Below are 25,615 nucleotides of genomic sequence, written 5' to 3'. Positions count from 1 at the left end.
TTATGGGGAAAGCTTCCTCATCTTTTGGCGTAATCCGTTTTCTCACAGTGCTGTTTGCACTGCTGACGGGCGCGTTTATGCTGGTTGGTGGCGTTTGGTTAGCCGCCATTGGTGGTTCCTGGTACTACGTTATTGGCGGTGTGGTCATGTTGATCACCGCTATTCTGCTGTGGCGCCGTAGCGGCTCAGCATTACTGCTGTACGCATTGCTGCTGTTGGCAACGCTGGTGTGGGGCGTGTGGGAAGTCGGTTTCGACTTCTGGGCGCTGGCACCGCGTACCGATGTGCTGGTGATCTTCGGCATCTGGCTGATTCTGCCGTTTGTGTATCGCGGTCTGAATAATGCCGGCAAAGGCGCTCTGGCGCTGCTGTCAGTGGCGCTGCTTGCCAGCGTACTGGTGCTGGCGTGGGCGGTATTCCACGATCCGCAAGAGCTGAACGGTGAAATTCCAGCGACAGCAGCCAATGCTCCGCAGGCACAGCCGCTGAGCAACATCGCTGATGCTGACTGGCCGGCGTATGCGCGTGACCAGCAAGGCACCCGCTTCTCCCCGCTGAAGCAGATCAACACCGGTAACGTTAAAGAGCTGCAGGTTGCCTGGCAGTTCCAGACCGGCGATTTGAAGACGCCAAACGATCCGGGCGAAATCACCGATGAAGTCACGCCAATCAAAATCCGTGACACCCTGTATCTCTGCTCACCGCACCAGATTCTGTTTGCGCTGGATGCCAAAACCGGTAAGCAGAAGTGGAAATTTGATCCGGGCCTGAAGCCGAATCCAACCTTCCAGCACGTGACCTGCCGTGGCGTTTCTTACCACGAAGTGCCTGCTGCGGCCGATGCGGCCAATACCCAACCTGCGCTGTGCTCACGCCGCATTTACCTGCCGGTGAATGATGGCCGCATGTTCGCACTGGATGCGGAAACCGGTGAACGTTGTGCTGCCTTTGGCAACAACGGTGAACTGGATCTGCAGCACAAGCAGCCGGTATTGACGCCAGGCCAGTATGAGCCGACGTCGCCGCCGGTCATCACCGACACCACCATCGTGGTCGCGGGTGCGGTCACCGATAACTACTCTACCCGTGAGCCGTCAGGCGCCATCCGTGGCTTCGACGTTAACACCGGTAAACTGCTGTGGGTGTTCGATCCGGGTGCCAAAGATCCAAACGCGATTCCAGCGGACGAACACAGCTTCACCATGAATTCACCGAACTCATGGGCACCGGCGGTGTACGATCCGAAACTGGATATCGTTTACCTGCCGATGGGTGTGTCAACGCCAGATATCTGGGGCGGCAACCGCACACCAGAGCAGGAACGTTATGCAAGCAGCGTACTGGCGCTGAACGCCACCACCGGTAAACTGGTGTGGTCGTATCAGACCGTGCATCACGATCTGTGGGATATGGACCTGCCGTCGCAGCCGACGCTGGCTGATATCACGACTAAAGATGGCAAAACCGTACCGGTGATTTATGCACCGGCGAAAACCGGTAACATCTTTGTCCTGGATCGTCGTACCGGTGAGCCGGTTGTCCCTGCGCCGGAAACTCCGGTTCCACAGGGCGCCGCCAAAGGTGACCACGTTGCACCTACTCAGCCGTACTCCGAACTGACCTTCCGTCCGAAACAGAATCTGACGGACAAGGACATGTGGGGCGCGACCCTGTACGACCAGCTGGTGTGCCGTGTGATCTTCAAGCGTCTGCGCTATGAAGGTCCGTTCACCCCGCCGTCTGAGCAAGGTACGCTGGTGTTCCCAGGCAACCTTGGCATGTTCGAATGGGGCGGTATCGCAGTTGACCCACATCGTCAGATTGCGATTGCTAACCCAATGGCGCTGCCGTTTGTGTCCAAGCTGGTTCCGCGCGGTCCGGGCAACCCGATCGAGCCACCGGCTGACGACAAAGGCGGTTCAGGCACCGAAACCGGTATCCAGCCACAGTACGGCGTACCGTACGGCGTGGAGCTGAATCCGTTCCTGTCACCGTTTGGTCTGCCATGTAAACAACCGGCGTGGGGCTATGTCTCCGCAGTTGATCTGAAGACCAACGAAACCGTGTGGAAAAAACGCATTGGTACGGTTCGCGATAGCGCGCCAGTGCCACTGCCGTTCAAAATGGGTATGCCAATGCTGGGCGGCCCAATCACCACCGCCGGTAACGTGTTCTTCATTGGTGCTACCGCAGATAACTACCTGCGTGCATTCGACACCAACACCGGTGAAATGCTGTGGCAGGCACGTCTGCCAGCAGGCGGCCAGGCAACGCCGATGACCTATGAAGTGGATGGCAAGCAGTACGTTGTTATCGCTGCCGGTGGTCACGGTTCGTTTGGCACCAAGCTGGGCGATTATGTGATTGCTTATGCACTGCCAGATGCGAAGTAAGTTTTCGCGTTGAGGTGTTGATGTAATGAAAAGGCGGACTGTGAAGTCCGCCTTTTTTTATGCTCGATGTTTCGTTATTGCACACTTCGTAGCGGCGCGATTCATCGCGCATACCAATGGCGGCTCGACGCCCATCCAGGCATTGCGCAATAAATTGCGCCGCTACGGTATGTGCGGGTTTTAACTTTAACGCTTGCGCAGCACCCGGGCATTTAACAGCGCGCACAGCGCCATGATCACGCAGGTCGCCAGAAACACCGGACGCATACCAAACGCGCCGCCAATAAAGCCGCCGAACAGCGGACCTGAAACCTGACCGACATACTGCGCCGAGGTTGAATAACCCAGCATCTTGCCCACCTGCGACTGCGGTACGTTGTGACGAATCAGCGCGGTGACGCACGGCATCAATCCACCCAGCGCCATACCCATCAGAAAACGCAGCACCACCAATTGCCACGCTTCGCGGATAAACGCCTGCGGGATCAGCAGCAGCGCGCTGGCTATCAGCCCATACACCAGCACGCGACCATGCCCGACGCGATCGGCCAGCCGTCCCAGACGTGGCGCGGAGATAATGCTGCCGAGCGCGGCGGCGGCCATCACCAATCCGGCGGTGACGGTGATGGCGTGATCGCCGTTAACAAACTGGCCGATATACAGCGTGATGATCGGCTCAATCGACATATTGGCGAAAATCAGCAGCATGCCCGACAGCCACATTAGCCGCACCACGGGCAAATTGAGTGACTTCGCATCGTCAGCAATCTTCTGTGAGGTTTTCTTGCCAGAGGAGCGCGGCACCTCTTTCAGCAAAAAGGTGGTTGCGAGGAAGGCGAGGAAAATCACCGCGCCGGTCAGCCAGAAGGTGTGACGAATGCCAATCAGCGGCGGCAATACGCCGCCCAGCAGCGGCCCCACCACGTTGCCGGCCATAATGCCGGATGACAACACGCCGAGCGCCCAGCCGGTTTGTTCTTTCGGCGTTTGCGCCGCCACCAGAATGGTCGATCCCGAGGCGTAGCCGCCGAGCAAACCCGCCAGCAAACGCAGCGCCACCAGCTGCCACGGCGCGGTGGCCATACCAATCAGCGACATGGCAATCGCCATGCCGAGGCTGGCGCGGATCAGCATCAGTTTGCGGCCATAGCGATCGGCCAGTTTGCCCCATAACGGCGCGGTCAGGGCGGCGCTGAGGAAGGTGGCGCCGTAGGCCGCACCCGACCAGCGCGCAATCGCCGCCGGTTCCTGCACGCCAAGTTGCTGCACATAGAGCGGCAGAAACGGCAACAGCAGCGTCATCGCCACAATGGTGCTGAACGAACCCAGCACGCAGACACATAAATTTCGCTTCCAGTGTTGCTGTTCGGGCGCTAACGCGAGTGGAGGTTGCTGCATGGTGATATCCCTGTTTTTTGCTTTTTTAGCAGGCTAACAGTGACGTTGCGCAGAAAACAGAGTAGCGCGGATAATTGCCAGGCGGCGCAGAATTGTTGCCAGATAACAACAATTACGCTGTGCCAAGGGTGTTGATTAACGCATCGCACAGCATGGTGACCGGCGAAGAGGGTTGCGGCTGCTCTTTCAGCAACAGATAGCTGTGCAGGCGATCCATTTGCCAATCTGATAGCACCTGCTGGATTTCGCCGCGCGCTAAGGCATCTTGCGTCATATAAGCGGGCAGATAAGCGATGCCGGTGCCCGCCAGTGCGGCATTAAGCAGCGCCATGCTGTTGTTGGCGCGGAAACGGCTGTGCACATCCAGCGCCAGGCGCTGTTTATCACGGCGAAACGGCAGCGCGGCGGTGTGCGCCGGGCCGTGAAACAGCAGCAAGTCGTGACGCATCAGGCGGTCGGGATGATCGATGGGCGCATGCGCCGCCAGATAATCTGGCGTGGCGTACAAGCCCCAATCAATGCTGGCGAGTTCACGATAATTGGCCGCGTCGGGCGCACGCGCGCGGATCACAATCGCCACGTCGGCGCTGGGTTGCGGGTCATCGCTGGTGGTGAGGTCGAGATCGACGTTGATGTGAATATGGCGGCGAATAAAGTCATTCAGCGTCGGCACCACGCACTGACAGCCATAGGTGATCGGCGCCTGCAAGCGTACGTTGCCTGCGGGCAGTTGATGTACCTGCTGCACAAAGGCGTCGGCGCGATGCATCTCTTCCAGCATGCGCACGCAGAACGGATAGTAAGCCTGGCCGAGCTCCGTCAGCACCACTTTGCGCGTGGTGCGCTGCAACAGCTTGATGCCGAGGCGCACTTCCAGCCGCGCCACTTCACGGCTGACGTGCGATTTGGAGACGCCTAAGGAGCGTGCGGCTTCGCTAAAGCTTTGCCGTTCCACGACGCGTGCAAACAGCATCATGGCAGAGAGATTGTCGCTGTTATCCATGTTCTCTGGCAGTTAAGAGAGTGAGAACAGCAGCTTAAAAGCAAAAGGCGTCATTAGTCCATCAGCGTACATTTCGTAGCGGCGCGATTCATCGCGCTTATCAATGATGGCAACGAGCCCATCCAGATATTGCGCAATAAATTGCGCCGCTACGAATGATGCGCATAGGCATACATCAACTCGCCATCGCCAATGGGAACAATAAACGATCCGGCTCAACGCGACGCTGGCGGCGCAGCTGGCCTGGCGTCACCATGAAGTAGTTTTTGAAGGTGCGAGTATAAGCCTGCTGCGTATCGAAGCCGTAACTCATCGCCACCTGCAAAATCGCCTCATCGCTGTTAATCAGCGTCAGCGCAGATTCGGTTAACCGGCGCTGGCGAATGTACTCGGCCAGTGAAAAGCCGGTGTGCTGACGGAACAGACGTTGCAGATGCCAGCGGGAGTATCCCGAGCGGCGTGCGACTTCATCCAGATGCAGATCGTGCCCTAAGTTATTCTCTATCCAGTCCAGCAAACTACGGATAAATTCGCGCTGATTCATGGGATTCTCCTGCGTTGGCAATATGTCCAGTGCCGCCACAATAGCGCGTTAAATTTATCCCTTAATTAGCAGAAAATTAGCGCAGAATTAGCAAGCGGGAAAACGGGTATAATTCTGGCCTAATTATCTGTCGCTACACTGCGTTCAGTTAAGTTGGAGGGCATCATGCGTGTGCTGCTGGTAGAAGATGACGAAATGATTGGCGCGAATCTGCAGCAAGCGCTGGAAGCGGCAGGTTGGTCGGTGGATTGGGTACGCGACGGCGTGTATGCCAGCAATGCCTGGGCTGAAGGCGGCTATACCTGCGTGTTACTGGATCTGGGCTTACCGCGTGAAGATGGCCTGCAGGTGCTGCGTCGTGCGCGCACGCGCGGCGACATGACGCCGGTGCTGGTGCTCACCGCCCGCGATACCGTGCAGCAACGTATTCAGGGATTGGACAGCGGCGCCGACGACTATTTGCTGAAACCCTTTGATCTGCAAGAAGTGCTGGCGCGTATGCGTGCCATTACCCGCCGTCGCCACGGTGCAGCAGATTCTCTGCTCGGCAGCGGCGATGTGCAGATCGACATCATGACGCGCGAAGTGCTGTACAAAGGCCAGCGCGAACAGCTCACCGCACGTGAATATGCCCTGCTCTACGCCTTGCTGGAGCGGCCGGGCGCCATTCTTTCGCGCGAACAGTTAGAAAACCGCATTTACGGCTGGGGCGAAGAGGTCAGCAGCAACGCGGTGGATGTGCTGATCCACGGAATGCGTCGCAAACTGGATAACGAAGTGATCCGCAACGTACGCGGACTTGGCTGGCGGGTACCGGCAATATGAAACCTTTCACCTTTATGCGCTCGCTGCGTAACAAGCTGCTCGCCACGCTGGTGATTCTGCATCTGGCGATGATTGGCGGCGTCACCTGGTATTTCTATCACTGCTACGGCGACATGATGGGCACCATGAAAGACGACCAGCTCGCCAAAATCGCCGATGCGTGGGCCAGCAGCCAACGTATGCCGGCCCTAATGCCGATGGTGATGCATGAAGAGAAACTGAAAAGCACCTATATCGTTCAGCTGTGGGACGAAAGCAATCATCTGCGCGCCAGCTCCTGGCCGGGCCTGCATGCGCCATTGCAGCTGAAAAAAGGCTGGACCGATTTGAAAGTCGGAGACTGTGGTGACGACTGCGAATGGCGTGTTTACACGCGGCCCGGCGAGCTGGGCAGTGAAATTGGCAACATTCAGGTGCTACACAATATCGGCTACATGAAAAGTATCATGGTCAAGCGAGCGCTCTCCGCCATCATTCCGCTGGTGCTGATGATGCCGCTCTCACTGATTGTGATATGGCTGGTGGTGCGTGCTATTACGCGCGATTTACGCGTGGCGTCGCGCCATATCGCAGCGCAGGAAACCCTGCATCCGCATAGCGTTTCTCCCGATGGCTTGCCGGATGAAGTGCTGCCGCTGGTGGCAGCCTACAACGCTTTGCTGGATCGACTGCGCGCGGCCTGGTCATCGCAGCGCCAGTTCCTTGAAGATGCGGCGCATGAGCTGCGCACGCCGGTCACCGCCGTGACTTTGCAGCTGGAGAATCTGCGGCAACATATTCAACCCGGTGAAGCCAGCCGCCAGTTTGACCAGCTGGAAGCGGGCGTGACGCGCACGCGCCATCTGGTGACGCAGCTGCTGAATATCTCGCGTCAGGAAGATCAATCGGTGGTCGCCACAGTGGAAAGCATCGAACTGGACGACCTGCTGAAAGAGAGCATTGAGCAGCTGATGGTGGTGGCGGATAAGCGCGGCATCGATATCGGCTTCAACGGCACCACACACTATCGCCTGCACGCCAGCCGCTCCGATCTGCGCAGCCTGTTCGATAACCTGATTGGCAATGCGATGCTGCATACGCCGGAAGGCAGTTTGGTCGATGTGCTGCTGCATCGCGTCGGCAATCACACCGTGGTGGATATCGTCGATAACGGTCCCGGCATGGCGGAATCCTTTATCGAGCGTGCCTTTGACCGCTTCACCCGTTCGCCGGATGTGCAGGCGCAAGGCAGCGGACTGGGCTTGTCGATTGTGCGCAGCGTGGCGCAGAAACATCAGATGCAGGTTGCGCTGTCGAACCGCCACGATCCGCAGGGCCAGATTGCCGGCCTGCAGGTGCGCGTGACATTACCATAAACTTCACCGTGCCTTAGCGGCGCAATTTATTGCGCAAAGTTGCTGTGGGCACGGTGCGACATCAAAACAACGCGATAAATCGCGCCGCGACATCCCTTTCCTATATCAAACACGTTTCCTGCTGTACGCGACACGTAAACGGTTGCGGGGTTCCGTTCGCTACACGGGTTTAATGTGATATTGATCACATTTTCAGTGAATCAAACTGCAACACTTTTTGACAAACGTGACCAAAATCTATTTTCTATGCCTCTGTTACAGGCACATTACGCAAGCTTGAAAATCTGGCGATGCAGACCGGATACGACAACTCACTGCCCATCCCCTGGGATCAATTTCACCCGATCGCGGCGACGGCCCGGCGATCAAAAGCATGTGGTTAACAATAATGAAATATAAAGCGTTGATAGCAGGGGCCTTATTGGCCAGCAGCTGGACTGGTGCGGCACAAGCAGCAGACAGCGATCCGCAGTACGTTTCTGACTGGTGGCATCAGAGCGTGAACGTGGTGGGCAGCTACCACACCCGTTTTGGACCCCAGTTCAACAACGACGTGTACCTGGAATATGAAGCCTTTGCCAAGAAGGATTGGTTCGATTTCTACGGCTACCTCGATCTGACCAACTTCTTCGGCGTGGGCAACAGCAACGCTAACGGCGTGTTCGACCACGGTTCGCCGATGTTCATGGAAATCGAGCCACGTTTCTCCATCGATAAGCTGACCGGCACCGATCTCTCTTTTGGTCCGTTTAAAGAGTGGTACTTCGCTAACAACTACATCTATGACATGGGTCGCAACAGCGATAACCGTCAGAACACCTGGTACATGGGTCTTGGCACCGACATCGATACGCACAGCGATATCGGCCTGTCGCTGAACGTTTACGCTAAATACCAGTGGGAAAACTACGGTGCGGCGAACGAAAACAGCTGGGATGGTTATCGCTTTAAGGTGAAATACTTTGTGCCGATTACCGATCTGTGGGGCGGCAAGCTGAGCTATATCGGCTTCACCAACTTCGACTGGGGTTCAGATCTGCGTGATAAGTCCGATCGTTCACGCACCAGCAACTCGATTGCGTCCAGCCACATTCTGTCGCTGAACTACGATCACTGGCATGTTTCTACTGTGGCGCGTTATTTCCACAACGGCGGCCAGTGGGCTGACGGCCAGGAGCTGAACTTCGGTAACGGCCCGTTTGAAGTGAAATCAACCGGTTGGGGTTACTATTTGGTGGTGGGTTACAACTTCTAAGTTGTTGGTTTCCCTCACCCCGGCCCTCTCCCGCAAGCGGGCGAGGGAGTAAATAGGCTCGATCGGTTCCCTGTCCCACTTGTGGGAGAGGAAATAATTCGCTTGATCGGTTCCCTCTCCCACCTGTGGGAGAGGGTTAGGGTGAGGGCCAGCGCGCACCCTCTACTCAAATCTGCGGCTTATACGCATTCACCATCCACGGCACGCCGAACTTATCGGTCAACATACCAAAGCCATTGGCCCAAAACGTCGGTGCCCAGCTTTTCGTCACCTCACCGCCCGCTGACAACGCATCAAACCAACGCTTGCCTTGCGCCTCATCCGGCGTGGATAAACTCACGGCAAAACCGCCATACGCCGCCTGCGGTGCGCCGTCACTCATCATCAATTCGCCCTGCCCGATACGCAGATGGGCATGCATGATCTGCTCCGGCGAAAAGCTCACGCCCGAGATACAACCTTCATCCTCCACCGGCGTTTCATCCGGCATATCGCCATAGGTCATCTTGAACAGCAGCTCGCCGTCGGTGGCATCGAGGTAGAAGGCAATCGCCTCTTCGCAGCGACCGCTGTAAAACACATACGGGGTAACTTGCATGGTCTGTTCTCCATAAAGGGAATGTCCACTGCAAGTGTAGTGCGCATTATTTAATCGGTTGCGAGCCGGGCCGCACTCTTACCTTTGCTGACAGTAGCGCCGGAACAGCTGCGCCATGTAGGCACTCATCGGCGTCAACGCGGTGTCTTTGCGCTGAATAAGATAGAAAGTGGCTTTCGGTAAAGGTTCGTCGAGAACGAGAGAAATCAGCTGGCCGCCGTGCGTAGGATCTTCAATCACGTCGCGCGAAATAATGCTGACGAAATCGCTCTGCGCCACCAGGCTGGTGCAGGCCATAAAGGTCTCGCAGGTGACGACGATTTTCGGCGCCATGCCGCGCTCGCCAAACAGATCGTGTAGCAGCCGATAATAGCTCCCTTGCGGTGTCGGCATGGTCCAGTCGCAGTGTTGCAGCTCGGCCAGCGTGCGCGCATGCGCCATCGGATGCCCTTTGCGCATCACCACCTGATAATCGCGCTCCATCAGCCGTTCAAAAACTAACTCCTGATCGAGATGATTTTTATCGTAGGTATTGATGGTGAAATCCAGCTCGCCCTGACGCAGTTCATGCACCATCGAAACCAGCTGACCTTCAACAATCCGCACCTTGACCAGCGGATATTCGCGATGAAACTGATTGATCACCTGCGGCATGACGGTGCGCGCAATACTGCCACCCACGCCGATATTAACGCGCCCGCCGGCCAATCCCAGCCGCTGCTGAATATCCTCCTGCGCCACCCGCAACTCTTCCAGCACCAGGCTGGCATGCTTGAAAAAGTTATCACCGATATCAGTCAGCGTAACGCCCTGCTGTCGCCGCTCGAACAGGCGTGCGCCCAGCGCCAGCTCCAGTTCCTGGATCGCTTTGGTCAGCGCAGGCTGTGAAAGCCCGGACAAGCGGCTGGCGGCGCGGATGCTGCCCTGACGCGCCACAGCAACAAAAGCGCGCAGCTGATGAAGTTTGAGGTTCGCAGACATAGTTTGGTGATAACCCTTGTTTATCAGTAGCAAGATATTCGCATCTTATGCGCGGCAAAACCAATGTGTAGATTCGGATGAATGCATAAAAAACCAACACAAAGGAAATGCCGATGAAAACCCTTTCTGACCTCGTCAACGCGCGCATCCCACAGATGCAGGCCTGGCGACGCGATCTGCACCACTTTGCCGAATCGGGCTGGCTGGAGTTCCGCACCGCCACGTTGGTGGCTGAAGAGCTGCATCGTCTTGGTTATCAACTCAAGCTGGGCCGCGAGGTGATCGATGCCGACTCGCGCATGGGATTGCCCTCTGATGAAGTGCTGGCGCAGCAGGAAGCGCGCGCGCTGGAACAAGGCGCGCTGCCGCAGTGGATTAAATACTTCTCCGGCGGATTTTGTGGCGTGGTCGCCACGCTGGAAACCGGTCGTCCCGGCCCGGTGATGGGTTTCCGCGTGGATATGGATGCGCTTGATCAGAACGAAAGTCGCGCCGCCGATCATCTGCCAACGCGCGAAGGCTTTGCCTCCTGTAATCCCGGCATGATGCACGCCTGCGGTCACGACGGCCACACCACCATTGGTCTGGCGCTGGCGGGCGTGTTGATGGAGATGAAAGCGCAGCTGAGCGGCACCATCAAAATCATTTTCCAGCCAGCGGAAGAAGGCGTACGCGGTGCGAAGGCGATGGTGGCCGCTGGCGTGGTGGATGATGTCGATCTGTTCACCGCCATTCATCTTGGTACCGGCGTGCCCGCCGGCGAAATCGTTTGTGGCAGCGACAGCTTCCTCGCCACCACCAAACTCGACGTCAGTTTCACCGGCGTCGGCGCGCACGCCGGCGGCAAACCGGAAGAGGGCCGTAACGCCCTGCTGGCGGCGGCGCAGGCAACGCTGGCGCTGCACAACCTGCCGCAGCACAGCGGCGGTGTGGCGCGCGTCAACGTCGGCGTATTGCAGGCCGGAACCGGACGCAACGTGGTGCCCGACTGTGCGCTGATGAAGGTGGAAACGCGCGGCGTCAGCAACCAGGTTAACGATGATATCTATCAGCAGGCGCTGCGCGTGATTGGCGGTGCGGCAGCAATGTACGGCGTGGAATATGAGGTCAAGCTGATGGGCGGCGCGCGCAGCTGCACGCCGAGCCCGCCGTGGGTGGCGTTCATCCACCAGCAGGCCGAGGCGCTGGGCATTTTCACCTCAGTGGTCGATACGAAACAGCAGGCGGCGGGCTCGGAAGATGCCACTTACATGCTGGAACGCGTGCAGCAGCGCGGCGGCCAATCCTCCTACGTGATTTTCGGCTGCGATCTGGCGGCGGGCCATCACAACGCGAAGTTCGATTTTGACGAAGCGATCATGGCGACCGCGGTGCAAACGCTGGCGACGCTGGCCCTCAATCACGCACAGTTTGGAGGCCAGCGATGAGCCACAGCGAATTTATAGATCGCTACATCAATCAAAATCAGCCACGTTTTGCCGCCCTCAGCGATGCCATCTGGGACATACCGGAAACCCGTTTTGAAGAGACAAAGTCCTCCGCACTGCTGGCCGATGCGCTGGAGCAAGAAGGTTTTCGCGTGGAGCGCGGCGTCGGCAACATCGATACCGCGTTTATCGCCAGCATTGGCAGCGGCAAACCGGTGATCGCCATTCTCGGCGAGTTCGATGCGCTGGCCGGTTTAAGCCAGCGAGCGGAGTGCGCCACGCCACAGCCGCTGGTGGAAAACGGCAACGGCCACGGCTGCGGACACAATCTGCTCGGCACCGCCGGTTTGGCCGCCGCTTTCGCCATCAAAGCCTGGTGGGCGCAACACGGCCAGCGCGGCACGCTGCGCTTTTACGGCTGTCCCGGCGAAGAAGGTGGCTCCGGCAAAACCTTTATGGTGCGCGAAGGCTTGTTCGACGATGTCGACGCGGCGGTGACCTGGCATCCCGAAGGTTTTAGCGGCATGTTCAACCTCAGCACGCTGGCCAATATTCAGGCCGCCTTCCGCTTCAAAGGCGTGGCGGCGCATGCGGCCAACTCACCGCATTTAGGGCGCAGCGCGCTGGATGCGGTGACGCTGATGAACACCGGCGCCAACTTTCTGCGCGAGCACATCGTCCAGGAGGCGCGTCTGCACTACGCGGTGACCAATGCCGGCGGCGTCTCCCCCAATGTGGTGCAAGCCGATGCCGAAGTGCTGTACCTGATTCGCGCGCCGCAGCTCGATCAAGCGCAGGATATCTATCAGCGCGTCATCAACATCGCCAAAGGCGCGGCGCTGATGACCGACACGCAGATGACGGTGCGCTTCGATAAAGCCTGCTCCAATTACGTGCCGAATCGCGCACTGGAAAGCGTGATGGAGCGCTATTTGCATCAGTTTGGTTTGCCTGACTACAGTCAAGCGGAACAGGCGTTTGCCGCCGAGATGCGATCCACGCTGAGCAAAGACGATCTGCGTAACGCGCGTCTCAATGCGGCGCGCACAGGCGGTGAAGCGGGCGTTGCCTGGGCAGCGGCGCTGGGCGACAAGATTTTGATGGATGAAGTGGCGCCCTATGCGGTGACGCGCGAGATCCTTTACGGCTCAACCGACGTCGGCGATGTGAGTTGGGTGACGCCCACCGCGCAGTGTTTTGCGCCCTGCTTCGCCTTCGGCACGCCGCTGCACACCTGGCAGCTGGTGGCGCAGGGCCGCACGTCCATTGCGCACAAAGGCATGTGTCTGGCCGCCAAAGTGATGGCCGCCACCGCGCTGACCTTGCTGCAGGATGACGCGGCGCTGGCGCGCTGCCGCGACGAGTTCCAGCGCGTACGCCGCGAGCAGCCTTACGTCTGCCCGATTCCAGCGGATGTCACACCGTCGAAGTTAACGTCCTAGGATTTACCTCTCGCGTTTATAAACGCGGGCAAAAAAAAATATAAAAACTAAAGCCCAAAATAATTCGAGCTGCAGGAAGGCGGCAAGTGCGGGCATCCCCAGGAGCTTACTCAAGTAAGTGACTGGGGTGCACGCACGCAGCCAACGCACCTGCAGCTCGAAGTATGAAGGGCTTGCAAACACAATAAGACGACTGATGAGGACCTGCCATGGAAATAACAACGGAGAACCGCAGCCCTGGAAAGCTGTTTAGCTGGATTGAACGCGTCGGCAACAAAGTGCCGAACCCGTTTTTACTGTTCGTCTATTTGATTGTGGTGCTGATGGTGGCCACCGCCGTGCTCAGCAGCCTCGACGTGGCGGTGAAAAACCCGGCCAACGGCGAGCTGGTGCGGGTGAATAACCTGCTGAGCGTGGCAGGGATTCAATGGATCCTGCCCAATATCATCAAAAACTTCAGCGGCTTCACGCCGTTGGGATCGATTCTGGCGCTGGTGATTGGTGCCGGCCTGGCGGAAAAAGTCGGCCTGCTGCAGTCGCTGATGGTGAAGATGGCTTCGCGCGTGAGCCGTCGCTACGCCAGCTACATGGTGCTGTTTATCGCCTTCTTCAGCCACATTTCCTCCGATGCCGCGCTGGTAGTAATGCCGCCGCTCGGCGCGCTGATTTTCCTCGCGGTGGGACGTCATCCGGTGGCGGGATTGATGGCGGCGATCGCGGGCGTGGCCTCCGGTTTTACCGCCAATCTGCTGATTGTCACCACCGATGTGCTGCTGTCCGGCATCAGTAGCGAAGCCGCCAAAGCGGTGAGCGACACCGTACACGTTAGCGTGATCGACAACTGGTACTTTATGGCCAGTTCGGTGATTGTGCTGACCATCGCCGGTGCGCTGCTGACCGACAAGTTTGTCGAGCCGCGCCTGCCCGCGTGGAACGGCGGCAATAGCGATCGTCTGCCGCCGCTCACCGCACTGGAGAATCGCGGCCTGAAAGCCGCCGGCATCGCCGCATTGGTGTTTATCGCGCTGATGGCGCTGCTGGTGGTGCCGGAACACGCGCCGCTGCGCAATCCGAAAACCGGCGGCATTATTCCCTCGCCGTTTATTCAGGGCATTGTGCCAATCATCATCCTGTTCTTCTTTGTGGTGGCGATTGCCTATGGCGCGGTAACCAAGCAGATTCGACGCGCGGATGATATCCCGCAGCTGCTGGTGGATCCGATGAAGAGCATGGCGGGCTTTATTGTGATGGTGTTTCCACTGTCGCAGTTCGTGGCCTTCTTCAACTGGAGCAACATGGGCAAGTTCATGGCCATCGGCCTGACCGATGTGCTGGAGAGCGCGGGCATCAGCGGCGCACCGGCGTTTATGGGCTTGATGTTCCTGTCGGCGTTCCTGTGCATGTTTATCGCCAGCGGCTCGGCGATCTGGTCGATTCTGGCGCCGGTATTTGTGCCGATGTTTATGCTGCTTGGCTTCCATCCGGCGTTTGCCCAGATGATCTTCCGCATCGCCGATTCTGCGGTATTGCCGCTGGCACCGATGTCGCCGTTCCTGCCGCTGTTCCTCGGCTTCCTGCAGCGTTATCAAAAAGATGCGCAACTGGGCACCTATTACGTGCTGATCTTCCCCTATCCGCTGGTGTTCTTCACCACCTGGATTGTGCTGCTGCTGGCGTGGTACGTGCTGGGTTTACCGATCGGTCCCGGCGTCTACCCAAGCCTGCACTAAGCCTGCGCCACGGATGGCGATCACTTTTCTGTGAACTGCAACGTATGTTGCCAAAATGTCACCGTCCCGCCTCTCGGCAACTCTCAGCGAATTTATTATCCTGCTATTCCTTCGCTTGCTAACGGTTAATTATTTTTAAAACCATCTCAGCCGTCAGCGGGTTCTGCAAACACCGAGGTATACATAATAATGACAACCATCACGTCGAAAGGGATGGCGAACGATCACATGAGCGCGGATCGCCGTACCTTAGCCGGGCGCATTGATGCGCTGCCCTCGTCCGCCGGCCTGTGGCGCTTTATCACGCTGCTGGCGCTGGGCGGCTTCTTTGAGCTCTACGATCTGTTTGAAACCGGCTATATCAGCTCCGGCCTGGTGGCGGCGGGCGTGTTTCATACCGGTTCTGCGGGCGTGTTCGGCATCGCCGACCAGGCCGCATTTGCCTCGGCCACCTTCCTCGGTTTGTTTGTCGGCGCGAGTTTGCTTGCGCCCTACGCCGACCGTTTTGGTCGCCGCCTGACCTTTATGTGCGCGCTGGCGTGGTACGGCGCGTTTTCGCTGCTGATGGCGTTCCAGCAGAGCGCAGAGATGATTATCCTGTTCCGCTTCCTGGTCGGCATTGGCCTCGGCGTCGAGCTGGTGACCATCGATACCTATCTTTCTGAATGGGTACCGGCGCATCTGCGCAGCCGCGCGTTCGCCTTCTCCTTCTTTATCCAGTTCCTGTCGGTACCGACGGTGGCGCTAATGTCGTGGTGGCTGGTGCCGCAAACCATTCTCAGCCTCGAAGGCTGGCGCTGGGTGGTGATCGCCGGTGCGGTCTGCTCGCTGGTGATCTGGCTGATTCGTAAAAACCTGCCCGAATCGGCGCGCTGGCTGGCGCAACAAGGACGACATCAGGAAGCGCATCAGGTGCTGAGTGCGATGGAAAAGCGCTGTGGTATCGCTTCTCCCCTTCCCCCTGTTGCGGAGGAAGGCCGGGATGGGGGACAGTTCGCACCTGAGCAACCTAAGCAAGGGCGTTTCAGCGAGATTTGGGCACCGGCCTATCGCCAGCGCACGCTGATGCTGGTGGTGATGAACTTCTTTCAGGCGATCGGCTTTTTTGGCTTCGGCAACTGGCTGCCGGCGCTGCTGTCGGGCAAAGGCGCGACCGTCACGCACAGCCTGCTGTATGCGTTTTTCATTACGCTGGCCTATCCGCTCGGCTCGCTGATTTGCAGCCGCTACGCCGATAAGCTCGAGAATAAATGGCAGATCGTGTTTTCATCGCTGATGACGGTGGTGTTCGGCACGCTGTTTGCGTTTATGACCCATCCGGTGCTGATGATCATCTGTGGTTTCCTGATCACTTACAGCAATGCATGGCTAACCTTCAGCTATCACGCTTATCAGACCGAGATTTTCCCGACGCACATTCGCGCCCGCGCGGTGGGTTTCTGCTACTCGTTTAGCCGCCTGTCGACGGTGTTCAGCAGTATTTTGATTGGCTTTATTTTGCAGTACGCCGGCAGCCAGGGCGTGATCGCCTTTATCGTGCTGAGCATGCTGATTGTGATGCTGTCGGTGGGGATTTACGGGCCGAAAACCCGAGGGATGGATTTGGAGAATATTTGAAGACTAATAAAGAAATGGCGGCCAATATTGCCGCCATGATTAGACGCGGTTAAACCAGATCGATTTTCACGCCTTGTTCTACCAGTAATTCAACATCCAAGCCGTCGTGGGTATATATCTGATATTTCAAGCCTGCCACTGATACATTTCCTTTCTGCCGATGCCAATCACCTTCATCAATGCCATTGCCTAACAAATCATCAAGCTTAATGACATCATTTTTATTGCCGTGCACCACCATTTGCGTTTTGCCATCCTGAATAAAGAGCTCTTTGCTACCCGCGCTAAGGATGTCACTGACATTAATACTCAGTGTATTCCCAGCAGTGCTATTAGCCATATTCACAATCGATTTTTGGCTGCTGGTAGCGAGTAAGTCAGCTGAGTAATCGGATGAAATGCCATTCATTTCGGATGTAAAACTATCGGGTTTGGCGTCAAAGGTGAAAATAGTCGCTTTAGGATCCCGTACCGTGCTGCCGGATACCTGGAAATCGTGCCTGCCGTATGCGGTGAGCTGCGGCACATTAAATGTCCATTCGCCATTGGCATTAGCCTTCGCACTGCCACTGATCCACCATGTGCCGTTGTCATGCCTGGCATGAATGTAAACGGTGCTGTTAGCCGATGTATAGCCTTTCAGGGTCGGCGTCAAATCGTCAGTCCGGCCACCGTTCTCAACACTGCCCTGGAGCAGACCATTGTTGTCATGGGCAGAAACAATGACCGGAACAACCAAACTATCAGGCGCGGCATACAGCGAGAAAATGCTGGCGCTGGGATCGCGTACTTCACGGCCAGAGACCTGGAATGCGTAGGTGCCGTAGGCAGTCAACTGCGGCATATCATATGCCCACTCTCCTTTGGCGTTGGCTTTCGTGCTGCCACTTATCCACCATGTACCATTTTCATGCTTAGCATAAACGTAGACGGTATCGTTAGCAGGGGCACTGCCTTTCAGGGTTGGCTTCAGGTCGTCGGTACGTCCACTGTTCGCAATGGTGCCCTTGATCAGGCCAATATTGTCGTAAATGGAATCAATCACCGGAGCATCAGGAGCCGCATACAACGTGAAAGTAGCGGCTTTGGGATCGTGGGTCGCGCTGCCCGAAGCCTGAAAATCGTAGATGCCGTAATTAGGCAGTTGCGGCATATCATATGACCACTCACCTTTGGCATCCGCTTTCGCACTGCCGCTAACCCACCATTTGCCGCTTTCATGCTTGGCATGAATGTAGACAATTGCGCCCGCAGAGGCATGCCCTTTCAGAGTTGGCGTCAGGTCATCGGTTCGGCCATTATGCTCGATTGTGCCCTGCCTCAGACCGTTGTTGTCGATGAGGTAATCAATGACCGGTGGAATCTGCACGTCCGGGCCCGCATACAGCGTGAAAGTCGCGGCTTTTGGATCGCGTGTCGCGCTGCCAGAGGCCTCGAAATTATAGTTGCCGTAGGCGGACAGCTGAGGTAAATCAAATGTCCACTCCCCCTGGGCGTTGGCCTTGGCACTGCCGCTGACCACCCAGGTACCGTTTTCATGTTTAGTATGAACGTAGACAATCGCGCCAGCAGAGGCATGCCCTTTCAGGGTTGGTGTCAGATCGTCGGTACGCCCGCCGTTCTGGATGGTGCCCTGAAGATAGCCATTATTGTCGTAGGCAGAATCAATGACCGGCGTAATCTGCACGTCCGGGCCCGCATACAACGTGAAAGTCGCTGCTTTTGGATCGCGTGTCGCGCTGCTGGAGGCCTCGAAATCGTAGTTGCCATAGGCGGAAAGCTGCGGTAAATCAAATGTCCACTCTCCCTGAGCGTTGACCTTCGCACTGCCGCTGACCACCCAGGTGCCCTTTTCATGTTTAGTATGAATGTAGACAATACTGTTAGCAGTGGCATGCCCTTTCAGGGTTGGCGTCAAATCGTCGGTACGACCACCGTTCTGGATAGTGCCCTGAACGTAGCCATTATTGTCGTAGGCGGAATCAATGACTGGTTGCACATATGCATTGATCTGGAGAGAGAATTCGCCACTCTTACCGTTATAACTCGTTGAGTTAGATGCCTGGAAATCATACACGCCATTGCCGTTAGTCAGCTCAGCTACTTCAATATTCCAGAATCCGTTTGCATCGGCTACGGCACTGCCTTTAAGGGACCAGCTGCCATTTTGATGACGCGCATGAAGGTAGACAATACTGTGAGCTTCAGCACTGCCACTAAAGGATGGCGTAAAATCATCGGTGTCAGCACCAGAAGCGAGTTTGCCCTGCGAATTACCGAAATTATCCCATGCATACTCAATCTTCACGGTAGTGGGGGCAACTGCAATCACGTCAAACGCTGCGGTTGGCTGGCTTAATTCACCTCGGTTGTTCTGCGAACGCAGAGTAATGCTGTTTTTGCCATAGTGCAGAACATCTGAGTTTGCTTCCCAATCCCACTTTCCATTCTCAACCGGAGCAATCCCTACGCGCTTTCCATTAACATAAATATGTACGGATTCGGCGCCAACTGGCGCATTACCACTCAGTGATGGACGAAGATCATCTGTATTTTCGCCATGTTTGATGACACCGGTTTCCTGGCCGTAATTGTCATACACCTCCAGCAATTGAGGTTTATTGATGGTGGGTTCATTGATAAATAGCGTGAAGACATCAGAATCTTCACTGACTTGACCAAAACGATCGGTAGCGGTGATGTAGATACGGTGTTCACCATCACTCAATTTAGGTTCCATTGTCCACTGGCCATTTTTCTCAGCCTGCACACTACCCAATAAGATGCCATTGCTGTATACACGAACAATACTGTCTGGCTCGGCATAACCAGAAATCGTCGGCTTAGGGTCATCAGTAAATCCCTTATTTCCAACTGGCCCCTTAACACTCCCCACATCATCCATAACACTTGTGATACCAGGCTTATCCGGTGCGCTGAGATCAACATTGATGCGTGATTGATAAACATCACCACGATTACCCGCTGCATCATAAAAACGGATGGCAACATTATGTCCACCTTCAGCCAGTTGGAGAGGCAACTGGAATTCCCAATCACCGTTTTCTGCAACTTTGGTCCGGAATGTTTTTCCATTAATAGTAAACTCAACGGTACCATTTTTTACATCAATATAATTTCCTTTCCAGTATTGATATGGCGTGTTTACCCAAATTTCCAGACCTGGCAGAGTGGGATCATAAGATTTTAACATAACAACTCCTTGTGTTAATTTGTTAACAAATTATATAAACTCATCTTGAGGTCAGGATTTTAAATAATCACATAATAATAAAATAACAGAACGGTCTTAAAAAAAAGAAGAGCAATCAATAATATAATAATAAAAAAACAATACTCAAAGTTAATCGCTTCACATTATCCCTCACTATCGCAAAATTAAAAAAAAGCATACCAATATATAAAAAATTTAATTATGTAAAAATCAAACAAACCACATTTAATTTTACATAAATACTTAAAGTAAGATAATATTAAAGGAGTGAGGATATTTTGATAAGTGTACATGATTAAAAAATGGAGGCCATACCGGCCTCCATTAATATTACTGCCCTTCCAACACCTTAATATCCGCATTACCCTGCTTCGGCTGCACGGTTTCATCTTTACGCAACTCGGCCACATCTTTCGCCGACACGCTCGACTTCACGTTATTGCCCCAGCTGCCACGGATAAAGTTCACCACATCCGCCACCTGCTGATCGTTCAGACGCCAGCCGAACGCTGGCATGGTGATCGCCGTAGGTGCGCCTTTCACGCCCGGCAAAGTGCCGCCGACCAATACGATGTGAATCAGCGAGGTCGGATCGTCTGCCATCACCACCGGATTGCCGCGCAGCGCCGGATAAAAGCGCTGATAGCCGCTGCCGTCGGTTTTGTGGCACGCCGCGCAGCTATCGACATAAGTCGATGCGCCCGGCTGGCTGTCGTCACCTTTCCACAACGCCTGAGACACCGCATCATCCTGCTTAAACACCGCCTGATTCGGATCTTTCGCGCCGAGGGATTTCAGATACTTAGCAATCGCGCTGATATCGTCATCGCTCAGATACTGCAGGCTGTGCTGCACCACATCGGTCATGCCACCAAACACCGCAGTGTGATCGTTGCGGCCAAAGCGCAGGAACTGCCTGAGATCCTCTTCGCTCCAGCGGCCTAAGCCATCGCGGTTATCGCCACGCAGGTTGCTGGCGGTCCAGCCATCAATCGGTGCGCTGCTGCCGGCAAGATAGTTATTGCCTTCGCCATTGTTGAGCGCTTTTTCCTGCATGGTGATGCTACGCGGCGTATGGCAAGCGCCACAGTGACCGAGACCTTCCACCAGATAGCGACCGCGTGCCAGCTGCGGATCTTCCTGTGCCGCCGGCTGGAACGCTTTCACATCCGGCGCAAAGATGCCGCGCCAGATGGACAACGGCCAGCGCATCGACAGCGGCCACGGAATGTCGCTCTCTTTGTTGGCCTGCGCCACCGGCTGCACGCCATGCATGAAGTAGGCGTAGAGCGCCTTCATGTCGTCATCGCTGACCACCGCGTAAGACGGATACGGCATCGCCGGATAAAGCGTGTCGCCGTTTTTCGCTACGCCGTGACGCACCGCTTTCTGGAAATCGTCGTAGCTGTAGTCACCAATCCCGGTGGTTTTATCCGGCGTGATGTTGGTGGAGTAAATGGTGCCGATCGGCGTCGCCATCGGCAGTCCACCGGCAAACGGCTGGCCGCCCTGCGCGCTGTGACACGCCACGCAGTCGCCCGCGCGCGCCAGATACTCACCGCGCTTCACCAACGCGTCCGAACCTGCTTCGTCCGCCACTGCGGCGAACGTCATGGTGCCCAGAAACAGGGCTAAAATGCTTTTGATCATCGCCGTGTTCCTTATGCCTGTACCAGCGGGCCGGGGTTCTTCAGATACTGTTCACGAATTGCTTTGGCTGACCAATAGGTCAACGCGGCGACCATGCCCGTTGGGTTGTAGCCGAGTCCCTGCGGGAACGCCGACGCACCTGGCACAAACACGTTCGGCACATCCCAACTCTGCAGGTAACGGTTCACCGCGCTGGTTTTCGGATCTTCACCCATGATCGCGCCGCCGCTCATGTGCGTGGTTTGATACACGGTGGTGTCGAAGTGCGAGCCCGGCCCTTTCGCGCCGCCGATGATCATTTTCGGGTTCATCGCTTCGGTGATTTTGCGCATCTTACCGATCATGAACTGCGCCATCTTGATGTCGTTATCCTGCCAGTCAAAGGTCATACGCAGCAGCGGCTGGCCGTAGGCATCTTTGTAGTTCGGATCGAGATCGAGATAGTTGGCGCGATACGACTGGTGCGCGCCGTGCGCATCCATCGAGATGTGATGGTTGTAGGTATCCGCGACCGCGGATTTCCACTGGCTGCCCCAGTTTGGCGTGCCCTTCGGCGTTGGCAAACCCGAGATCGGCTTGGTACCGGCCTGGTTCACCCAGAATGGCGAACCGCCCACGAAGCCGTGCGGACCGTGATCGAAGTTGTCGGCGTTGAAATCATCCACCGCCACACCTGCGCCACCGGCACCGATAAACGGGTTGGTGGTGGTGTTTTTATCGAACAGCGCTTTCAGCGTCGAGATGTTCTGATAGGCGAAGTTACGGCCCACCACACCTTCGTTGGAAATCGGGTTATACGGCTTGCCAATGCCGGAGAGCAGCATCAGATGCACGTTGTGGAACTGGAACGCCGACAGGATCACCAGATCCGCAGGCTGCACCACTTCGCGGCCCTGACCATCGAGATAGGTCACGCCGGTGGCGCGCTTTTTATCGTCGGTCAGATTGACGCGCAGCACGTAGGCGTTGTTGCGCAGCTCGAACTTCGGTTCCTGACGCAGCGCGGGCAGGATATTGACGTTCGGCGAGGCTTTGGAATACATGTAGCAGGCGTAACCGCTGCAAAAACCGCAGAAGTTGCACGGGCCCATCTGTGCGCCGTAGGTGTTGGTGTAGGGGCCTGAGGTGTTGGCCGACGGCATATCATAAGGGTGATAACCCACTGATTCCGCCGCTTGCGCGAACAGCTGCGCCGAGTAGGTGCGCTTCTGCGCCGGCAGCGGGAAGTCGCTGGAACGATCTGGCGCGTACGGGTTGCCGCCCTTCTCTTTGCCCAGCAGTTTGCCTTTGATTGACCAGGCGCTGCCCGAGGTGCCGAACACTTTCTCGGCCTGATCGAAGAAGGGTTCCAGCTCGTCATAGTTGACGCCGAAATCCTGGATCGTCATGCCTTCCGGAATGAAGTTTTTACCGTAACGCTGCTCGTAATGGCTGCGCAGATTTAGTTCTACCGGGTCAACGCGGAAATGCACGCCTGACCAGTGCAAACCTGCACCGCCGGTGCCGGTGCCGGGCAGAAACGCCGCCAGCTGGCGATAAGGTACGGCGGTTTGCGAGGCATCGTGACGAATCGTTACGGTGCTTTTCGACAAATCCTGGAACAACTTTTTGCGGATGTTATAGGTCAGTTCATCGATCGACTGCGGATAGGATCCATCCGGATAGGTATCGCGATGCGGACCGCGCTCCAGCGCCACCACATTCAGGCCCGCTTCGGTCAGCTCTTTCGCCATGATGGCACCCGCCCAGCCGAAACCGACGACGACCGCATCCACTTTTTTCAATTCATTTGCCACGCTTACGTCCTCTCCCCGCGAATATCCACTGACGGGAACGGATAACGTTCACCGCGTTCCACCCAATCCATAAAGTCAGCGCGCGCGCCCGGGAAGCCAATCAGCTTCCAGCCCACCATGCCTTGATTGCCACCGTGGATCGGATCGCTGAAATAACCCTCGCGGGTGTTTTGTAGCAGGAAAGAGAAGAAGGTTTTCGCTGGCAGCTGCGGGAACTCGGCCGTGCCGCTTTCAAACGCGGTCAGCAGCGCGTCTTGCTGTTCGCCCGTCAGCTCGGCAAACACTTTGCCATGCTGTTTTTTGCTCCAGCCATCGGCATCGGCGAGGCCGAGACGGTAGATCTGCTGCGGCACCAGCGGCAGCTGATAACCCAACTCTTTTGGCAGATCGGGATTGAACGGGCCTTGCATGTACCAGTTGTTACCGGTGGCATACGGCGTGTTCATTTGACGATCGATAAATTCCGGCACGCCAGCTTCAAGTGCGCCAGGACCGCGTTCGTCGTTGGGGATCAGGCGCGCCACGGCCGCAGTGATAAAGGCAAACTCTTCGGCGGTGAACCAGGTGGGCTGGTAGCTACGCGCCTGTTGTGGTGATGCGTTTTGTTCTGCTGCCCCAGCGGCCATTGGTGCCACCAGTGCGCCCATCGCCGTACTGCCCACCGCCATTGCCGGCGCCAGGGTGATGGTTCTCAGCAGAAAATCCCTGCGAGTGTGACCATTTTTTTGTTCTGACATGACATTGCCTCAGTACCACATATAATGCGGCATGAAAGTTAAGTAGTTGCGTTGTATTGTTTTTTTATTGATAGCTTAAGGGATACAGCAGCACTGTTACCGGTAACAGTGCAAATATTGTAACACCATTGCTGTGGATAATTTAGTTGTTAGAAACAAATTCGCACTAATTACTTAACAATTGCCGCTGTCGTTTTACATCGCAGCGGCGAAACTGACATCGTCAGATACAACCCACAACAGACAGATAGAGGTCTGAAGCGGTATAAAAGCGTACACACAACAGCGGAGTGCCTATGTTTAAGTCCTTTTTTCCGCGGCCAACGCTGTTTTTCAGCTCAGCTGCGATTTGGAGTTTGCTGGCGATTTTTGCCTGGTTTGGCTTTTTCAGTGATTTCCCGGCGCGCTGGCCTGCACTACAGGCGGCGATGCACGAACCCTTGCCAACCAATGCCAGCCGTTTTATTCACATCAGCCAACTGTGGTTTTACGCCTATTACTGGATCGTTGCCGGCCTCTTTGCGCTGGCGTGGCGCGTGATTGATAACCATCCGTGGCAGCGCTGGTCGGTTTGGGGTTCAATTCTGATCATCTTTGTCACCTGGTTTGGCGTGCAGGTCGGCGTGGGCGTTAACGCCTGGTACGGCCCGTTCTACGACATGATTCAACAGGCGCTGACCAAAGCCGGTTCCGTCGCCATCCACCAGTTCTATGTGCAAGTGCTGGCGTTTCTCGGTATCGCGCTGATTGCGGTAGTAATTGGCGTGATGAACTCGTTCTTCGTCAGCCACTGGGTATTCCGCTGGCGTACCGCGATGAACAATTACTATATGCACAACTGGCAGCGTCTGCGTCTGGTTGAGGGGGCGGCACAGCGTGTGCAGGAAGACACCATGCGCTTTGCTGGCACGTTGCAGGATTGGGGCATCAACTTTATTCAGGCGATTATGACGCTGGTGGCGTTCCTGCCGGTGCTGGTCACGCTGTCGCACCATGTGAAAGAGGTGCCCATTCTTGGCAGCATTCCGTATGCATTGGTGATTGCCGCGCTGCTGTGGTCGCTGTTTGGTACCGCGCTGCTGGCGCTGGTGGGGATTAAACTGCCGGGGCTGGAGTTCCGCAATCAGCGGGTGGAAGCGGCCTACCGTAAAGAGCTGGTATATGGCGAAGACGATCCTGAACGCGCCTCACCGCCGACGGTGCAGGAGCTGTTTAGCCGCGTGCGTCAGAACTATTTCCGCCTCTATTTCCACTATTTGTACTTCAACATCACCCGCATTATGTATCTGCAGGTGGATAACGTGTTCGGGCTGTTTGTGCTGTTCCCGTCGATTGTGGCGGGTACCATTACGCTCGGTCTGCTGAACCAGATCACCAATGTGTTTGATCAGGTGCGCTCGTCGTTCCAGTATTTGATCACGTCGTGGTCAACGCTGATTACGCTGATGTCGATCTATAAACGTCTGCGCAGTTTCGAGCAGATTTTGCAGGATATTCCACACGAAGAGATGATGCGCGAAGCCGCGGAGTAAGGTGGTAGTGCGGTGCGGTCTGGTGCCCTCACTCCGGCCCTCTCCCACGGGAAGAGGGAGACTCTGCCAAATGTTAAATATGTGTTCGGTCAGTCCC

18 protein-coding genes are annotated in these 25,615 nt (G+C 56.2%); 9 read left to right on the top strand and 9 right to left on the bottom strand.

The window, feature by feature from the left end:
* Positions 1-2: 2 nt before the first annotated feature.
* Positions 3-2,393: a glucose/quinate/shikimate family membrane-bound PQQ-dependent dehydrogenase gene (locus AAF463_RS01945; RefSeq protein WP_222234537.1), complete on the top strand. Its 2,391-nt coding sequence runs from the start codon at positions 3-5 to the stop codon at positions 2,391-2,393.
* Between the two features lie 186 nt (positions 2,394-2,579).
* On the opposite strand, the gene AAF463_RS01940 is transcribed toward AAF463_RS01945, so the two are convergent.
* From AAF463_RS01940 to AAF463_RS01930, 3 genes are all read right to left on the bottom strand, one after another.
* Positions 2,580-3,791 carry an MFS transporter gene (locus tag AAF463_RS01940; RefSeq protein WP_350261439.1) on the bottom strand — a complete coding sequence of 404 codons (1,212 nt, stop codon included), beginning with the start codon at positions 3,789-3,791 and terminating at the stop codon, positions 2,580-2,582.
* A 112-nt stretch (positions 3,792-3,903) separates the two neighbouring features.
* Positions 3,904-4,794, bottom strand: coding sequence for a LysR family transcriptional regulator (locus AAF463_RS01935; protein ID WP_350261438.1), 891 nt, complete (start codon positions 4,792-4,794; stop codon positions 3,904-3,906).
* A 175-nt stretch (positions 4,795-4,969) separates the two neighbouring features.
* A complete protein-coding gene (locus AAF463_RS01930; protein ID WP_101762352.1) occupies positions 4,970-5,338 on the bottom strand; it encodes a helix-turn-helix domain-containing protein in 369 nt (122 codons plus the stop codon).
* 165 nt (positions 5,339-5,503) lie between these two features.
* Between AAF463_RS01930 and AAF463_RS01925 the strand changes: the two genes are divergently transcribed.
* The 3 genes from AAF463_RS01925 (at position 5,504) to AAF463_RS01915 (ending at position 8,773) form a co-directional block, all read left to right on the top strand.
* Entirely contained in the window at positions 5,504-6,163 is a 660-nt protein-coding gene (locus tag AAF463_RS01925; protein ID WP_008105599.1) for a response regulator transcription factor, read from the top strand.
* On the top strand, positions 6,160-7,518 hold the full coding sequence (locus tag AAF463_RS01920) for an ATP-binding protein (protein ID WP_137384992.1): 1,359 nt from the start codon (positions 6,160-6,162) through the stop codon (positions 7,516-7,518). The genes AAF463_RS01925 and AAF463_RS01920 overlap by 4 nt, the downstream gene beginning before the upstream one ends.
* Before the next feature lie 388 nt (positions 7,519-7,906).
* Positions 7,907-8,773, top strand: coding sequence for a nucleoside-specific channel-forming protein Tsx (locus AAF463_RS01915; protein WP_101762354.1), 867 nt, complete (start codon positions 7,907-7,909; stop codon positions 8,771-8,773).
* 166 nt (positions 8,774-8,939) lie between these two features.
* Here AAF463_RS01915 and yjdN read toward each other — a convergent pair whose 3' ends face one another.
* Positions 8,940-9,371, bottom strand: a complete 432-nt coding sequence (gene yjdN, locus AAF463_RS01910; RefSeq protein ID WP_101762355.1) for a VOC family metalloprotein YjdN — start codon at positions 9,369-9,371, stop codon at positions 8,940-8,942.
* A gap of 78 nt (positions 9,372-9,449) precedes the next feature.
* Positions 9,450-10,352: a LysR family transcriptional regulator gene (locus AAF463_RS01905; RefSeq protein WP_101762356.1), complete on the bottom strand. Its 903-nt coding sequence runs from the start codon at positions 10,350-10,352 to the stop codon at positions 9,450-9,452.
* Positions 10,353-10,465: 113 nt separating this feature from the next.
* Between AAF463_RS01905 and AAF463_RS01900 the strand changes: the two genes are divergently transcribed.
* From AAF463_RS01900 to AAF463_RS01885, 4 genes are all read left to right on the top strand, one after another.
* Positions 10,466-11,779 carry an amidohydrolase gene (locus AAF463_RS01900; protein ID WP_350261437.1) on the top strand — a complete coding sequence of 438 codons (1,314 nt, stop codon included), beginning with the start codon at positions 10,466-10,468 and terminating at the stop codon, positions 11,777-11,779.
* Positions 11,776-13,221 (top strand): M20 family metallopeptidase, encoded by a 1,446-nt coding sequence (locus tag AAF463_RS01895; protein WP_350261436.1) that lies wholly within the window; start codon positions 11,776-11,778, stop codon positions 13,219-13,221. Before AAF463_RS01900 ends, AAF463_RS01895 begins: the two co-directional genes overlap by 4 nt.
* A 209-nt stretch (positions 13,222-13,430) precedes the next feature.
* Entirely contained in the window at positions 13,431-14,951 is a 1,521-nt protein-coding gene (gene abgT, locus AAF463_RS01890; protein ID WP_350261435.1) for a p-aminobenzoyl-glutamate transporter, read from the top strand.
* 189 nt (positions 14,952-15,140) lie between these two features.
* A complete protein-coding gene (locus tag AAF463_RS01885) occupies positions 15,141-16,568 on the top strand; it encodes an MFS transporter (protein WP_350261434.1) in 1,428 nt (475 codons plus the stop codon).
* A 49-nt stretch (positions 16,569-16,617) separates the two neighbouring features.
* Here AAF463_RS01885 and AAF463_RS01880 read toward each other — a convergent pair whose 3' ends face one another.
* From AAF463_RS01880 to AAF463_RS01865, 4 genes are all read right to left on the bottom strand, one after another.
* Entirely contained in the window at positions 16,618-19,782 is a 3,165-nt protein-coding gene (locus AAF463_RS01880; protein WP_350261433.1) for an Ig-like domain-containing protein, read from the bottom strand.
* 351 nt (positions 19,783-20,133) lie between these two features.
* Entirely contained in the window at positions 20,134-21,453 is a 1,320-nt protein-coding gene (locus tag AAF463_RS01875) for a cytochrome c (RefSeq protein ID WP_350261432.1), read from the bottom strand.
* A gap of 11 nt (positions 21,454-21,464) precedes the next feature.
* Positions 21,465-23,249, bottom strand: a complete 1,785-nt coding sequence (locus AAF463_RS01870) for a GMC family oxidoreductase (RefSeq protein ID WP_101762364.1) — start codon at positions 23,247-23,249, stop codon at positions 21,465-21,467.
* A gap of 2 nt (positions 23,250-23,251) precedes the next feature.
* Positions 23,252-23,986, bottom strand: coding sequence for a gluconate 2-dehydrogenase subunit 3 family protein (locus tag AAF463_RS01865; protein ID WP_101762365.1), 735 nt, complete (start codon positions 23,984-23,986; stop codon positions 23,252-23,254).
* Between the two features lie 296 nt (positions 23,987-24,282).
* On the opposite strand from AAF463_RS01865, the gene sbmA reads away from it, so the two are divergent.
* Complete coding sequence (sbmA, locus tag AAF463_RS01860; protein ID WP_101762366.1) at positions 24,283-25,518, top strand: peptide antibiotic transporter SbmA; 1,236 nt, start codon at positions 24,283-24,285, stop codon at positions 25,516-25,518.
* Positions 25,519-25,615: the final 97 nt, after the last annotated feature.

This window comes from Pantoea sp. BJ2 (assembly GCF_040255075.1).
Classification (GTDB): domain Bacteria; phylum Pseudomonadota; class Gammaproteobacteria; order Enterobacterales; family Enterobacteriaceae; genus Pantoea; species Pantoea leporis.
The sequence above is the reverse complement of the archived record's forward strand: the minus strand, read 5'-3'. Positions and strand labels throughout refer to the sequence as shown.

Bases quoted from the DNA above. Each gene is read 5' to 3' on its own strand.
- AAF463_RS01945 (WP_222234537.1), top strand. From the start codon at position 3: ATGGGGAAAGCTTCCTCATCTTTTGGCGTAATCCGTTTTCTCACAGTG.
- AAF463_RS01940 (WP_350261439.1), bottom strand. From the start codon at position 3,791: ATGCAGCAACCTCCACTCGCGTTAGCGCCCGAACAGCAACACTGGAAG.
- AAF463_RS01935 (WP_350261438.1), bottom strand. From the start codon at position 4,794: ATGGATAACAGCGACAATCTCTCTGCCATGATGCTGTTTGCACGCGTC.
- AAF463_RS01930 (WP_101762352.1), bottom strand. From the start codon at position 5,338: ATGAATCAGCGCGAATTTATCCGTAGTTTGCTGGACTGGATAGAGAAT.
- AAF463_RS01925 (WP_008105599.1), top strand. From the start codon at position 5,504: ATGCGTGTGCTGCTGGTAGAAGATGACGAAATGATTGGCGCGAATCTG.
- AAF463_RS01920 (WP_137384992.1), top strand. From the start codon at position 6,160: ATGAAACCTTTCACCTTTATGCGCTCGCTGCGTAACAAGCTGCTCGCC.
- AAF463_RS01915 (WP_101762354.1), top strand. From the start codon at position 7,907: ATGAAATATAAAGCGTTGATAGCAGGGGCCTTATTGGCCAGCAGCTGG.
- yjdN (WP_101762355.1), bottom strand. From the start codon at position 9,371: ATGCAAGTTACCCCGTATGTGTTTTACAGCGGTCGCTGCGAAGAGGCG.
- AAF463_RS01905 (WP_101762356.1), bottom strand. From the start codon at position 10,352: ATGTCTGCGAACCTCAAACTTCATCAGCTGCGCGCTTTTGTTGCTGTG.
- AAF463_RS01900 (WP_350261437.1), top strand. From the start codon at position 10,466: ATGAAAACCCTTTCTGACCTCGTCAACGCGCGCATCCCACAGATGCAG.
- AAF463_RS01895 (WP_350261436.1), top strand. From the start codon at position 11,776: ATGAGCCACAGCGAATTTATAGATCGCTACATCAATCAAAATCAGCCA.
- abgT (WP_350261435.1), top strand. From the start codon at position 13,431: ATGGAAATAACAACGGAGAACCGCAGCCCTGGAAAGCTGTTTAGCTGG.
- AAF463_RS01885 (WP_350261434.1), top strand. From the start codon at position 15,141: ATGACAACCATCACGTCGAAAGGGATGGCGAACGATCACATGAGCGCG.
- AAF463_RS01880 (WP_350261433.1), bottom strand. From the start codon at position 19,782: ATGTTAAAATCTTATGATCCCACTCTGCCAGGTCTGGAAATTTGGGTA.
- AAF463_RS01875 (WP_350261432.1), bottom strand. From the start codon at position 21,453: ATGATCAAAAGCATTTTAGCCCTGTTTCTGGGCACCATGACGTTCGCC.
- AAF463_RS01865 (WP_101762365.1), bottom strand. From the start codon at position 23,986: ATGTCAGAACAAAAAAATGGTCACACTCGCAGGGATTTTCTGCTGAGA.
- sbmA (WP_101762366.1), top strand. From the start codon at position 24,283: ATGTTTAAGTCCTTTTTTCCGCGGCCAACGCTGTTTTTCAGCTCAGCT.